The organism is Streptomyces sp. 7R007, assembly GCF_054850255.1.
The window spans coordinates 14,140-27,755 of record NZ_JBTWMV010000074.1 but is presented as its reverse complement, the minus strand read 5'-3'; the positions used below and the strand labels follow the sequence as shown (position 1 = coordinate 27,755).

The following is a 13,616-nucleotide window of genomic DNA, read 5'->3' as shown; positions in this document are numbered from 1 at the left end:
TCTCGTGGAAACCAGGTCCGTCAGTCCGGTGTTCGTCGGCCGAGCCGAGGAGCTCGGCACGCTGAACGACGCCCTCGCCCAGGCCGCCGCGGGCCACCCGCAGGCGCTGCTGATCGGCGGGGAGGCCGGCGTCGGCAAGACCCGGCTGGTGGAGGAGTTCGCCACCGCCGCCTGCCGCGCGGGTGCCGTCGTCGCCCTCGGCGGCTGCGTCGAGATCGGCGCCGACGGCCTGCCCTTCGCCCCCTTCTCCACCGCCCTGCGCGCCCTGCGCCGCGAACTGCCCGACGAGGTCGCCGCGGCCGCCGCCGGCCAGGAGGAGGAACTGGCCCGGCTGCTGCCCGAGGTCTGCGAGACCACTCCCGGACGGCGGCACGACGAGGAGGGCATGGCCCGCCTCTTCGAACTCACCGCCCGCCTCCTGGAACGCGTCGCCGCCGACCGCACCGTCGTCGTCGCCCTGGAGGACCTGCACTGGGCCGACGCCTCCACCCGCCACCTGCTGGCCTACCTCTTCCGCACCCTGCGCACCGGCCGCCTGGTCGTCCTCGCCACCTACCGCGCCGACGACATCCACCGCCGCCATCCGCTGCGCCCCCTGCTCGCCGAACTCGACCGCGTGCGCACCGTCCAGCGCATCGAGCTGAGCCGCTTCAACCGCGAGGAGGTGGGCCGCCAGATCGCCGGCATCCTCGCCGCCGAACCCGACCCCGACCAGGTCGACGAGATCTTCGCCCGCTCCGACGGCAACGCCTTCTTCGTCGAGGAACTCGCCGTCTGCGCCTCCGAGGGCTGCGGCACCGGCCTCACCGACTCCCTGCGCGACCTGCTCCTGGTCCGCGTCGAGGGGCTGCCCGAAAGCGCCCAGCGGGTCGCCCGGATCGTCGCCGAGGGCGGCTCCACCGTCGAGTACCGGCTGCTGGCCGCCGTCGCCTCCCTCGCCGAGGACGACCTCATCGAGGCGCTGCGGGCCGCCGTGAACGCCAACATCCTGCTCGCCACGCCCACCGGCGACGGCTACCGCTTCCGCCACTCCCTGGTCCGCGAGGCCGTCGGCGACGACCTGCTGCCGGGTGAGCGCTCCCGCCTCAACCGCCGCTACGCCGAGGCCCTGGAGGCCGACCCGAGCCTGGTCCCCGCCGACGAGCGCGTGATGCGCCTGGCCAGCTACTGGTACCACGCCCACGACGCCGCCAAGGCCCTGCCCGCCGTCCTCGACGCCGCCGTGGCCGCCCGCTGCCGGCACGCCTACAGCGAGCAACTGCGGCTGCTGGAGCGGGCGATGGAGCTGTGGGACACCGCCCCCGAGGAGGTCCGGGCCGCCCTGCGCCTCGCCGACTACTGCGACGTCTACGACCCCTGCGGCTGCGACCCCGAGGCCACGCCCGTGCAGTACCTCGACCTCATGGCCGAGGCCGCCGTCGCCGGCCGGCTGTGCGGGGAGCGGGAACGCGCCCTGAAGATCACCAAGCGCGCGCTGCACCTGCTGGAGGACGAGGACGACCCCCTGCGCGCCGCCTGGTTCTGGATCCAGCGCTCCCGCCTGGTGCAGGCCCTGGCCCGCGGCGACGGCTGGCGCGAACTGGCCACCGCCCAGGACCTGGTACGCGGTCTGCCGCCGTCCGCCGTGCACGCCGAGGTGCTCTCCACCGTCGCCAACTGGTCGATGCTGCGCGAACCGGGTCCCGACGCCCTGCTCGCCGCCGAGCGGGCCGTGGAGTACGCGCGCATGGTCGGCGCCCGCGAGATCGAGCTGAACGCCCGCCTCACCCTCGGCGGTCTCATGGTCGACTCGGGGTCCGTGGAGTCCGGCCTCGCGGAGATGTACGAGGTCAAGGAGCGCGCCCTGGCGGAAGGCGTCACCTACGTCGCCGGCCGCGCCCACATCAACCTGCCCTCCGAGCTGGAGGGGGTCGGCCGCACCGCCGAGGCCGTGCCGATCCTGGAGGAGGGCATCGCCTTCACCAGGAGGTTCGGCCTGCTGGACTCGGAGGCGTGGGTGTGGGCCAACCTCTCCAAGGCGCTGTACTTCCTGGGGCGCTGGGACGAGGCCGCCGACGCCGCGGCGAACGCCCTGCGCGTCGGCCACAACGCCAAGCCCCAGGCCGGCGGCGCCTACTGCCTGGCCCACCTCGCCCTCAGCCGCGGCGACCTGCCCGAGGCCGCCCGCCGGCTCGCGGACGCCCGCGGCTACCTCGGCGTCCACGACCCGATGCCCCAGCAGTCGCTCCCGCTGGCCCGCATCGCCATCGGCGTGGCCGCCGGCGAGGGCCGCCTCCTGGACGTCCGCGCCGAACTCGACCGCGTCGTGGCCGCCGGCTTCCCGCCCGGCACCCAGCGCTACGCCTGGCCCCTGCTGCTGGCCGCCGCCACCGCCGAGGCCGACGCCCGCGCCCTGCCCGCCGCGGCCGACGGCCGGGCCGAGGCCCTCGACCGCATCCGCCTGGCCGCGAAGAGCATCACCACGGAAGCGCCCCTGTGGCTCGCCCACGAGCAGTGGGTCCGTGCCGAACTCCAGCGCGCCGAGGGCCGCGACACCGTCGGGACCTGGTCGGACGTGGTCACCGCCTTCGAGGCCCTGGACCGCCCCTACGACCTCGCCCGCGCCCGCCACCGCCTGGCCGAGGCGCTCCTGGCCGTCGGCGGCGACGACGAACGCGACCGGGCCACGGAACTGCTCCGCCTCGCCCGGGCCGTCGCCGACCACCTCGGCGCCCGCCCCCTCGCCGACGCGGTCGCCCTCCTCGCCCAGCGCGCCCGCCTTCCCCTCGACCGCACCCCGCAACGACGCTCCCCCGAGGAGTCCCTCGGCCTCACCAGCCGCGAACGCGACGTCCTGCGCCTGGTCTCCGCCGGCCGCACCAACCGCCAGATAGCCGAGGCCCTCTTCATCTCGCCGAAGACGGCCAGCGTCCACGTCTCCAACATCCTCGGCAAGCTGGGCGTCTCGGGCCGGGGAGAAGCGGCGGCGATGGCCCACCGGCTGGGCCTGTTCCCGGCCGGTGAGGAGGAGCGGCTGGCCACCGGCTGACCGGCGCCCGCCCGCGTCACTTCACCTCCAGCTCCAGAATCCGGTCGTCACCGCTCTTGGCGTCGCCGCGGCCGTCCGTGTTGCTGGTCGTCAGCCATATCCGGTCGCCGCCGGCCGCGACGACCGTGCGCAGCCGGCCGTACTCGCCCTTGAGGAAGGACTGGGGGGCCGCCGAAGCCCTGGTGCCGTCCAGGGGGACGCGCCACAGGCGCTGACCCTTCAGGCCGGCCATCCAGATCACGCCGTCGACGAAGGCGATGCCGCTGGGGGAGGCGTCGTCCGTGTGCCACTGGGCTATGGGGTTGTGGTACGCCGGGTCGGAGGACCTGCCCTCCGCGTCCGGCCAGCCGTAGTTGCCGCCCGGCTTGATCGCGTTCAGCTCGTCCCACGTGTCCTGGCCGAACTCCGAGGCGAACAGGCGCTGTTTCGCGTCCCAGGCCAGGCCCTGGACGTTGCGGTGGCCGTACGAGTACACCGGCGAGTCGGGGAAGGGGTTGCCGGGGGCCGGGTCGCCCTCGGGGGTCAGGCGCAGGATCTTGCCGCCGAGGGACTCGCGGTTCTGGGCGAGCCCGCGGTTGCCGCTCTCGCCCGTGCCCGCGTACAGCATTCCGTCCGGGCCGAAGGCGATCCGGCCGCCGTTGTGGATGTAGCCCTTGGGGATGCCCTTGAAGATGGTGTCCGGAGCGCCGAGCTGTTCGCCGGACGGCTTCTTCGCGTCGTACAGCATGCGCACGATGCGGTTGTCCGAGGCCGAGGTGAAGTACGCGTAGACCATGTGGTCCGAGGCGTAGTCCGGGGAGAGGGCGATGCCCAGGAGGCCGCCCTCGCCGGCCGGGGAGACGCCGGAGACCTTGCCGAGCTCGGTCTTCCTCCCCGTCTTCTCGTCGACCCGGGTGATCGTGCCCTGGTCGCGCGAGGCGACCAGCAGCGCGCCGTCGGGCAGCGGGGCCACACCCCACGGCGTGTTCAGGCCCGTCGCGACCGTGCGCAGCACCTTCACCGAGCCCTTGGCGGGCGGGACCTGGTCGGCGGCCTGGCGGGAGGGGGACGACGCCGACGCCGTACCACTCGACGCGCCGCCGGACGCGGAGCCGCCCGAGGAGTCCGAGCCGCCGCCCGAGGAACAGCCGGCCGTGAGCAGGAGGGCGGTCGCGGCCAGTACGGCCGGCACAGCTCGTCGATCCACGATCTTGGTCCCTTCGAAGCGGCGGTCCGGCAGCGGGTGCTCACCCGCTACCTGTCTTACACCGCTCGCGCCTCCCAGGTTCCCGATCACCCGCACCCGATGCGCCGGCCGGCGCCTCAGTCCCAGGAACCCTGCGCGGACGGCAGCCCCGCCACCTCCGCGAGGTCCTCAGGCGTCAGCCGCAGACCGGCCGCCGCCGCGTTCTCGGCCGCCCACCGCTCCCGCTTGGTGCCCGGCACCGCCACCACGTGCCGGCCCTGCGCGAGCACCCACGCCAGCGCCACCTGGGCGGCGGTGACGTCCTCGCCGTACCGGGCCGCGACACGGCGCAGTCCGGCCACTATCGGCTGGTTGGCCGCCATCATCTCGGCGGTGAAGCGGGGGTGGCGGGCGCGCACGTCGTCCGGTTCGAAACCCTCGCCCGGGGTGAGGGTGCCGGTCAGGAAGCCGTTGCCCAGCGGCATCGCGGCGAGGAAGCCGATCCCGCGCGCCTCGCACCACGGCAGCAGCGACTCCAGCGCTTCCGGCGACCACACCGACAGCTCGGCCTCGACCGCGCTGACCGGGAACACCTGCTGCAGCCGGCGCAGTTGCCGCAGCGTGCCGTCGTGCAGCCGGGTGCCGGACCGGCGGCCGCCGCGGGCGCCCACCGCGCACAGCCCGAGCGCCCGCACCTTCCCCGCCCGGACGAGCTCGGCCATCGCGCCCCACGTCTCCTCGACCGGCACCTCGGGGTCCTCCCGGTGCAGCTGGTACAGGTCGATGACGTCCGTCTGCAGGCGTCTGAGCGAGGCGTCGCAGGCCCGCTTCACATAGCCGGGGCGGCCGTTGGCGACGATGTGCTGCTCGCCGACCAGCAGGCCGACCTTCGTCGACACGAACGCGTCCTGCCGGCGCTCCTTCAACACCCGCCCCAGGAGCAGCTCGTTGGTGAACGGGCCGTACATGTCGGCCGTGTCCAGCAGCGTCGAGCCCAGGTCCAGCGCCCGGTGCACCGCCCTGAGCGACTCCTCACCCCGCTGCCGCGAGGCGCTGTACGCCCAGCTCATCGGCATGCACCCGAGGCCCACGGCCCCCACCACGAGCGCCCCCGCGCCGATCGTCCTGCGCTCCACCTGGCTGTGAACCTCCCTTTCCCGGCTCCCAACCTAACCTCTGCGCCCCGACGAGCCTGACATAGCCTCCTGACATGACTGCTGACGTGTGGCTTCCCCTCCCGCCGGACGAGATCGAGGGCCTCCCCGAGGGCCCGGACTACCGTTACTGGAACGGGGAGCAGGACTATCCCGCGGACCCCGCCGACTGCGTGTACTACGTCGTCCCCTACATGAAGCCCGTCGCCGTCGCCGTGCGGCCGCTGCCCGAACTCCGCTCGGTCCGGGTCGTGCAGACGCTGTCGGCCGGCATCGACAACATCGAGCCCGGTCTGCGGCACCTGCCCGCGGGCGTACGGGTGTGCAACGCGCGCGGGGTGCACGAGGCGAGCACCGCCGAGCTCGCGCTCACCCTGACGCTCGCCTCACTGCGCGGCGTCCCGGACTTCGTGCGCGCCCAGGAGCGCGGGGAGTGGCTCGGCGGGTTCCGGCCCGCGCTCGCCGACAAGAACGTGCTCATCGTGGGGTACGGCTCGATCGGATCCGCGATCGAGGACCGGCTCGTTCCGTTCGAGGTCGCGCGGGTGGTGCGCGTCGCGCGCTCGGCGCGCACCACGGAGCGCGGTCCCGTGCACCCGCTCGCCGACCTGCCCCGGCTGCTGCCCGAGGCGGACGTCGTCGTCCTCGTCACCCCGCTCACCGAGTCCACCCGCGGCCTGGCCGGCGCCGACTTCCTCGCCCGGATGAAGGACGGCGCGCTCCTCGTCAACGTCGCCCGCGGTCCCGTCGTCGACACCAAGGCCCTGCTCGCCGAGGTGGAGAGCGGCCGCATCATGGCCGCCCTCGACGTCACCGACCCCGAACCGCTGCCCCGCGAACACCCCTTGTGGCGGGCGCCCGGCGTCCTCATCAGCCCCCACGTCGGAGGGCCCACCTCCGCCTTCCTGCCCCGGGCGAAGCGACTCCTCGTGAACCAGCTGACACGTTTCGTGAACCAGGAGCCGCTCGGCAACGTGATCCTTACGACAGGCACAACCGATACGACAGGTACAACCGGCGTGTAGGCGCGAGACCGGCGCAACAGGCGCGCAATCCGTTTCCGGTACCCTCCGCAACCTCACCGATGCGGTGCGTGCCCGCATCCATGCTGGTCGTCACGGAGCGTAGAGGAACTATGTCCCTGAGTGACGAGACTGGTGTATCGTCCCGAGCAGGGGCTGCGCCGCGCACCGTTCGGCGCCGGGGATGGACATTTCAGACTGTGAGGGGGGCGACGGGCGATGCACGGCCTATGGACGAACGATCCGACGCGGCGGGGCCGCCGGCGGCGACCCTGGCGTACGGCCGCGCGCAGACGCGGTCACCACGCCGGCCACGGCTGCCGTCACAGCCACCACCACCGCCGGCACAGCAGCCGCAGGAAGCACGCGCACCCAGCGCACCGGGACCCTCGGGACCCGGGAGCGACGCGGACCGGGAGGCCCCGGTGACCTCGCCGCCGCCTCCCGTGACGGCTTTCGACGGAGCGCTGCGGGCGCAGCCTTCGCCGGGGCCGCTGCTGTCCCGCCCGCCGGCCGGCGGCGGTGACGGTGGCGGCAACAGCCTGGTCCACCAGCTCGTCCTGGCCCTGGTCTGCGCGGGATACGCCGTCGGTTCCGCGATCGGCTGGGGATCGAGCCAACTGGCCGACATCATGGGCGACTTCGGGTTGAGCGCAGCCGCGGCCACCGCCGCCGTGTCCTGCTTCCTCTACGCCCACAGCCGCAGCGTCCGCTTCCGCTCCGCCTGGCTGCTGTTCGCCCTCTCCTCGGCGATGGCGGCCATGGGCAACGGCGTGTGGGGATGGTACGAGGTCGTGCTGGGCGAGGACGTGCCCACGCCCAGCTACGCCAACCTGTTCTTCGTCGGCTTCGCGCCGCCCGCCATCGTGGGACTGCTCGTGCTCGCCAAGCGGCCGGTGAGCAAGGCCGGCTGGGTCTGCCTGGCGCTGGACACCTGGCTGATCGGCGGCTCGCTGCTCACGCTGTCCTGGAGCCTCGCGCTCGCCAAGACGGCCGAGTCCGACGGGCCCGGCGTCGCCCGCACCGCGCTGCTGCTGGCGTACCCGCTGCTGGACATCGCCCTGGTCAGCGTGGTGCTGGTGCTGCACTTCCGGCGCTCGGCGGCCAACCGCGCGGCGGTCAACACCGCCATCGGCGGGCTGGCCCTGACGGTCATGTGCGACGCCCTGTTCAGCTCGCCGCTGCTACAGGGCAGTTACCACTCGGGCCAGCTGCTCGACGCGGGCTGGTTCGCCGGCTCCCTGCTGCTGGCGTACGCCCCCTGGGCCGCGCCCCGGCCGGGGCGGCCGGCCGCGGAGGGCGACGGGCACACGCGCGTGGTGCACGAGCACCTGCCCGGCCGGCGCGGCACCACCCACCCCCACCACGCACCACCCCAGGGGGGTGATCACGGCCGGTATCCGGCCACCCGGCCCATCGCCGGCTCCCTGGCCGCCCTCACGCCCTACCTCGCCGCCGCCGTCTGCACGCTGGGCATCCTCTACAACGTGCTCAACGGCAGCCACGTCAGCCGCGTCGTGCTCATCACCGGCGGCACGGTCGTGCTCGCCCTCGTGGTGCGCCAGGGCATCATGCTGCTCGACAACATCGCCCTCACCCAGGAACTGGCGCAGAAGGAGAACCACTTCCGCTCCCTGGTGCAGGGCTCCAGCGACGTCATCATGATCGCCGCGCCCAGCGGCGTCCTGCGCTACGTCTCCCCGGCCGCCGCCGGTGTCTACGGACGCCCGGCGGAGGACCTGGTGGGGACCGAACTGGCCGATCTCATCCACCCGGAGGACCTGGGCTGCGTGGTGCACGAGGTGCGCCGCTTCCTCGCCGCCAGCCCCCAGGAAGAACCCACCACCCGCATCGAGTGCCGCTTCCGGTCGGGCGACGGCGGCTGGCTCAACGTCGAGTCCACCGTCAACCGCCATCACGGCGGCCTCATCTTCAACAGCCGGGACGTGACCGAAAGAGTGCGCCTGCAAGCGCAGTTGCAGCACAACGCCGAGCACGACCCGCTCACCGACCTGCCCAACCGCGCCCTGTTCACCCGGCGCGTCCAGCAGGCCCTGTCCGGTCGCCGCGCCTCCGACCGCGGCGCCCACCTGCGTGGTACGGCCGTGCTCTTCATCGACCTCGACGGCTTCAAGGCCGTCAACGACACGATCGGGCACCAGGCCGGGGACGAACTGCTCGTCCAGGCCGCCCGCAGACTCCAGGACGCGGTCCGGCAGGGCGACACCGCGGCCCGGCTGGGCGGCGACGAGTTCGCGGCCCTGATCGTCGGCGACGGTGCCCGCGACCGTACCGCGCGCGAACGTCACATCCTGGAGCTCGCCGACCGCCTCAGGGTCACGCTCTCGCAGCCCTACCTCATCGACGGCAACGATGTCCGGGTGGCCGCCTCCATCGGCGTCGCCTTCGCCGAGGCCGGCCTCGGCGCGGGCGAGCTGCTGCGCAACGCCGACCTGGCCATGTACCGCGCCAAGGCGGGCGGCAAGGGGCGCGTCGAGCTGTACGCACCCCAGATGCAGCAGGACGTCGTACGCAAGGCGGAGCTCGCCACCCGGCTGCGCGCGGCGCTGCACGACGGCGAGTTCACGCTGCTGCACCAGCCCGTGGTCCGCCTGGAGGACGGCCGGATCACATCGGTCGAGGCGCAGGCGCGCTGGCGCTCGTCCCAGGGGGTGCTGTTCACCCCGGCCGAGTTCCTGCGCGTCGCCGAGGACAGCGACAAGACCGCCGAGCTGGGCCGCTGGCTGCTGGAGGAGGCCGTCGAGCAGGCCGCCGAGCGCACCGCGACCGGCCTGGCCGTGCCCGTGGCGGTGCGCATGAGCGCCCGGCGCCTGCTGGACCGCTCGATGCCGCTCGGCTCGATCGAGGCCCTGCTGACCCGGCACGGACTGCCCTCCGGATCCCTGGTGATCGAGCTGTCCGAGACCGACCCCCGGGTCAGTCTCGACGAGCTGGAGCGGCGGCTGTCCGCGCTGCGCCGGCTCGGCGTACGGATCGCGCTGGACGGCTTCGGCAGCGGCTACGCGGCGATCACCGCGCTGCGCAGACTCCCCGTCGACGTGCTGAAGCTCGACCGCAGCCTGGTCGAGGGCGTCGTCGAGTCCGCGCGGCTGCACAAGATCACCAGCGGGCTGCTCAGGATCGCGACCGACCTCGGACTGCAGTCCGTGGCCGACGGCGTGGACCTGCCCGAGCAGGTCGTCGCCCTGCGCGCGATGGGCTGCACCCACGGCCAGGGCATGGCGTTCTCCGGCCCGCTGGACGAGTACCGGCTGCGCAGAGCGCTCGGATCCGGCCATTACCCGGTGCCGCACGGGCCGATCGAGCCCGCCTTCGCGGGCGGCGGCGCCAAGAGGTACACAGGAGGTGTCACCGCGGTGCTCGGGGGCGGAACAACCCTGCGCTCACATAATGAGACTCCCGTCCCACCCACTTGACACGTGGTGCGCGTCGGGGGGAGGGTCAGTGCCATGCGCACCCGAATTCTCGTACTTGGACAGCGCGTCGGCTGACGCTGAGCCCACCACCGCTCAGCGACCTCCACCCGGCGCGCTCCCCTCGCTTGCCTTACGGCACGAGGGGTTTTTTGTTGCACAGGCACGTGTCGTGCAGCAGCCGAACACCGCACAAACCTCGCAAAAACCCTCAGCATCGAGAAGAGAATGCCGATGACCGAGCAGGCCACCGGGGCCCACCATCCGCAGCCGCGGCCCCGATCCGGAGGACAGCAGTCCGCCCCCGAGCACGTCACGGGTGCGCAGTCCCTCATCCGCTCTCTCGAGGAGGTCGGGGCCGACACGGTATTCGGCATTCCCGGCGGTGCGATCCTTCCCGCGTACGACCCGCTGATGGACTCCACGCGGGTGCGCCACGTCCTGGTCCGTCACGAGCAGGGCGCCGGCCACGCGGCCACCGGCTACGCGCAGGCCACCGGCAAGGTCGGCGTCTGCATGGCCACCTCGGGCCCCGGCGCCACCAACCTGGTCACCCCGATCGCGGACGCCCACATGGACTCGGTGCCCATGGTCGCGATCACCGGCCAGGTCGCCTCGTCCTCGATCGGCACGGACGCCTTCCAGGAGGCGGACATCGTCGGCATCACCATGCCGATCACCAAGCACAACTTCCTGGTCACCAAGGCCGAGGACATCCCGCGGGTCATCGCGCAGGCGTTCCACATCGCCTCCACCGGCCGCCCGGGCCCCGTCCTGGTCGACATCGCCAAGGACGCCCTCCAGGCGAAGACCACCTTCTCCTGGCCGCCGGTGATGGACCTGCCCGGCTACCGCCCGGTGACCAAGCCGCACGCCAAGCAGATCCGCGAGGCCGCCAAGCTCATCACCTCCGCCAAGCGGCCCGTCCTCTACGTCGGCGGCGGTGTCCTCAAGGCACACGCCACCGCCGAGCTCAAGGTCCTCGCCGAGCTCACCGGAGCGCCCGTCACCACCACCCTGATGGCGCTCGGCGCGTTCCCCGACAGCCACCCGCTGCACGTGGGAATGCCGGGCATGCACGGTGCGGTCACCGCCGTCACCGCGCTGCAGAAGGCCGACCTGATCGTCGCCCTCGGAGCCCGCTTCGACGACCGCGTCACCGGCAAGCTGGACAGCTTCGCCCCGTACGCCAAGATCGTCCACGCCGACATCGACCCGGCGGAGATCGGCAAGAACCGCGCCGCGGACGTGCCGATCGTCGGTGACGCGCGCGAGGTCATCGCCGACCTCGTCCAGGCCGTGCAGAAGGAGCACGGCGAGGGCCACCGGGGCGACTACAGCGCCTGGTGGAAGGACCTGTCCCGGTGGCGCGAGACCTACCCGCTCGGCTACGACCAGCCCGAGGACGGCTCCCTGTCCCCGCAGCAGGTCATCGAGCGCATCGGCCAACTCGCCCCGGAGGGCACGATCTTCGCGGCGGGCGTCGGCCAGCACCAGATGTGGGCCGCGCACTTCATCACCTACGACAAGCCCGCCACCTGGCTCAACTCCGGCGGCGCCGGGACGATGGGCTACGCGGTCCCGGCCGCGATGGGCGCCAAGGCCGGCGCGCCGCAGCAGACCGTCTGGGCGATCGACGGCGACGGCTGCTTCCAGATGACCAACCAGGAACTGACCACCTGCGCCCTGAACAACATCCCGATCAAGGTCGCCATCATCAACAACGGCGCCCTCGGGATGGTCCGCCAGTGGCAGACCCTCTTCTACAACCAGCGCTACTCCAACACCGTCCTGCACAGCGGCCCGGACGACGTCAACCCCGAGGCCCGCGGCACGCGCGTGCCGGACTTCGTGAAGCTGTCGGAGGCCATGGGCTGCGTGGGCCTGCGCTGCGAGTCCCCGGAGGACCTGGACAAGGTCATCGCGGAGGCGAACGCCATCAACGACCGCCCGGTCGTCGTCGACTTCGTCGTCCACGAGGACGCGATGGTGTGGCCGATGGTCGCCGCCGGCACCTCCAACGACGAGATCATGGCCGCCCGGGACGTGCGCCCCGACTTCGGCGACAACGAAGACGACTGAGCGAGAGAGACGAAGAAGACCATGTCCAAGCACACGCTCTCCGTCCTGGTGGAGAACACCCCGGGCATCCTGGCCCGGATCGCCGCCCTCTTCTCGCGCCGCGGCTTCAACATCGACTCCCTCGCGGTCGGCGTCACCGAGCACCCCGACATCTCCCGCATCACCATCGTCGTGGGTGTCGAGGACCTGCCGCTGGAGCAGGTGACGAAGCAGCTCAACAAGCTCGTCAACGTCCTGAAGATCGTCGAGCTGGAACCCTCGCAGGCCGTTCAGCGCGAACTCGTTCTGGTGAAGGTGAAGGCCGACAACGAGACGCGCTCCCAGATCGTCGAGATCGTCCAGCTGTTCCGCGCCAAGACCGTCGACGTCTCCCCGGAGGCCGTCACCATCGAGGCCACCGGCAGCAGCGAGAAGCTGTCCGCGATGCTCAAGATGCTGGAGCCGTACGGCATCAAGGAGCTCGTCCAGTCCGGCACGATCGCCATCGGCCGCGGCGCCCGTTCGATCACGGACCGCTCGCTGCGCGCGCTCGACCGGTCCGCGTGAGGCCGTACGGGCGGCTCCGGCCATCCGTACACCGGGACCGCCCGTATACCGAGACCCCGAAACCTCCCTTCCGCCCGCCGTCATACGGTGGGACGCAACACCAGCACTCCAAGGAGAGAACCCAAAGTGGCCGAGCTGTTCTACGACGCCGACGCCGACCTGTCCATCATCCAGGGCCGCAAGGTCGCGGTCATCGGGTACGGCAGCCAGGGCCACGCCCACGCGCTGTCGCTGCGTGACTCGGGTGTCGACGTCCGTGTCGGTCTGCACGAGGGCTCCACGTCCAAGGCGAAGGCCGAGGAGCAGGGCCTGCGTGTGGTGACGCCGTCTCAGGCCGCCGCCGAGGCCGACGTCATCATGATCCTGGTTCCGGACCCGATCCAGGCGCAGGTGTACGAGGAGTCCATCGCCCCGAACCTGAACGACGGCGACGCGCTGTTCTTCGGTCACGGCTTCAACATCCGCTTCGGCTTCATCAAGCCCCCGGCCGGCGTGGACGTGTGCATGGTCGCGCCGAAGGGCCCGGGCCACCTGGTGCGCCGGCAGTACGAGGAGGGCCGCGGCGTTCCGTGTATCGCGGCGGTCGAGCAGGACGCCTCCGGCGACGCGTTCGCGCTGGCGCTGTCGTACGCCAAGGGCATCGGCGGCACCCGGGCGGGTGTCATCAAGACGACGTTCACCGAGGAGACCGAGACCGACCTGTTCGGTGAGCAGGCCGTGCTGTGCGGTGGCACGACGGCGCTGGTCAAGGCCGGTTTCGAGACGCTGACCGAGGCGGGCTACCAGCCGGAGATCGCGTACTTCGAGTGCCTGCACGAGCTGAAGCTGATCGTGGACCTCATGTACGAGGGCGGCCTGGAGAAGATGCGCTGGTCGATCTCCGAGACGGCCGAGTGGGGCGACTACGTCACCGGTCCGCGGATCATCACCGACGCCACCAAGGCGGAGATGAAGAAGGTCCTGGCCGAGATCCAGGACGGGTCCTTCGCGCAGGCGTGGATGGACGAGTACCACGGCGGTCTGAAGAAGTACAACGAGTACAAGCAGCAGGACTCCGAGCACCTGCTGGAGACCACGGGCAAGCAGCTGCGCAAGCTGATGAGCTGGGTCAACGAAGAGGCGTAAGCCCCAGGCGAGGGGGCCGGAGCACACCGCTCCGGCCCCGTTGTCCAACCCGTCGCATCA

The 13,616-nt window shown here is 72.1% G+C and carries 8 protein-coding genes; 6 read left to right on the top strand and 2 right to left on the bottom strand.

All coding sequences use genetic code 11. The features are described 5' to 3' along the window. Window positions 1-4 precede the first annotated feature (4 nt). Window positions 5-3,028: a helix-turn-helix transcriptional regulator gene (locus ACYF6T_RS41655; protein ID WP_461703181.1), complete on the top strand. Its 3,024-nt coding sequence runs from the start codon at window positions 5-7 to the stop codon at window positions 3,026-3,028. Between the two features lie 16 nt (window positions 3,029-3,044). Here the strand turns inward: ACYF6T_RS41655 and ACYF6T_RS41650 are convergent, their stop codons facing one another. Further along, window positions 3,045-4,199, bottom strand: a complete 1,155-nt coding sequence (locus ACYF6T_RS41650) for a PQQ-dependent sugar dehydrogenase (RefSeq protein ID WP_461703180.1) — start codon at window positions 4,197-4,199, stop codon at window positions 3,045-3,047. 131 nt (window positions 4,200-4,330) lie between these two features. Continuing rightward, the gene (locus tag ACYF6T_RS41645; RefSeq protein ID WP_461703179.1) at window positions 4,331-5,329 is read right to left on the bottom strand and encodes an aldo/keto reductase; all 999 of its coding nucleotides are present in this window, start codon (window positions 5,327-5,329) and stop codon (window positions 4,331-4,333) included. A gap of 74 nt (window positions 5,330-5,403) precedes the next feature. On the opposite strand from ACYF6T_RS41645, the gene ACYF6T_RS41640 reads away from it, so the two are divergent. The 5 genes from ACYF6T_RS41640 (at window position 5,404) to ilvC (ending at window position 13,556) form a co-directional block, all read left to right on the top strand. Continuing rightward, window positions 5,404-6,372 carry a 2-hydroxyacid dehydrogenase gene (locus ACYF6T_RS41640; protein ID WP_461703178.1) on the top strand — a complete coding sequence of 323 codons (969 nt, stop codon included), beginning with the start codon at window positions 5,404-5,406 and terminating at the stop codon, window positions 6,370-6,372. Between the two features lie 422 nt (window positions 6,373-6,794). Beyond that, entirely contained in the window at window positions 6,795-9,806 is a 3,012-nt protein-coding gene (locus ACYF6T_RS41635; protein WP_461703177.1) for a putative bifunctional diguanylate cyclase/phosphodiesterase, read from the top strand. A gap of 231 nt (window positions 9,807-10,037) precedes the next feature. Next, window positions 10,038-11,885 carry an acetolactate synthase large subunit gene (locus ACYF6T_RS41630; RefSeq protein WP_461703176.1) on the top strand — a complete coding sequence of 616 codons (1,848 nt, stop codon included), beginning with the start codon at window positions 10,038-10,040 and terminating at the stop codon, window positions 11,883-11,885. Between the two features lie 21 nt (window positions 11,886-11,906). Beyond that, window positions 11,907-12,431, top strand: a complete 525-nt coding sequence (gene ilvN, locus ACYF6T_RS41625) for an acetolactate synthase small subunit (protein WP_404252898.1) — start codon at window positions 11,907-11,909, stop codon at window positions 12,429-12,431. 126 nt (window positions 12,432-12,557) lie between these two features. After that, a complete protein-coding gene (gene ilvC, locus ACYF6T_RS41620; RefSeq protein ID WP_461703175.1) occupies window positions 12,558-13,556 on the top strand; it encodes a ketol-acid reductoisomerase in 999 nt (332 codons plus the stop codon). The last annotated feature ends 60 nt before the right edge of the window (window positions 13,557-13,616 follow it).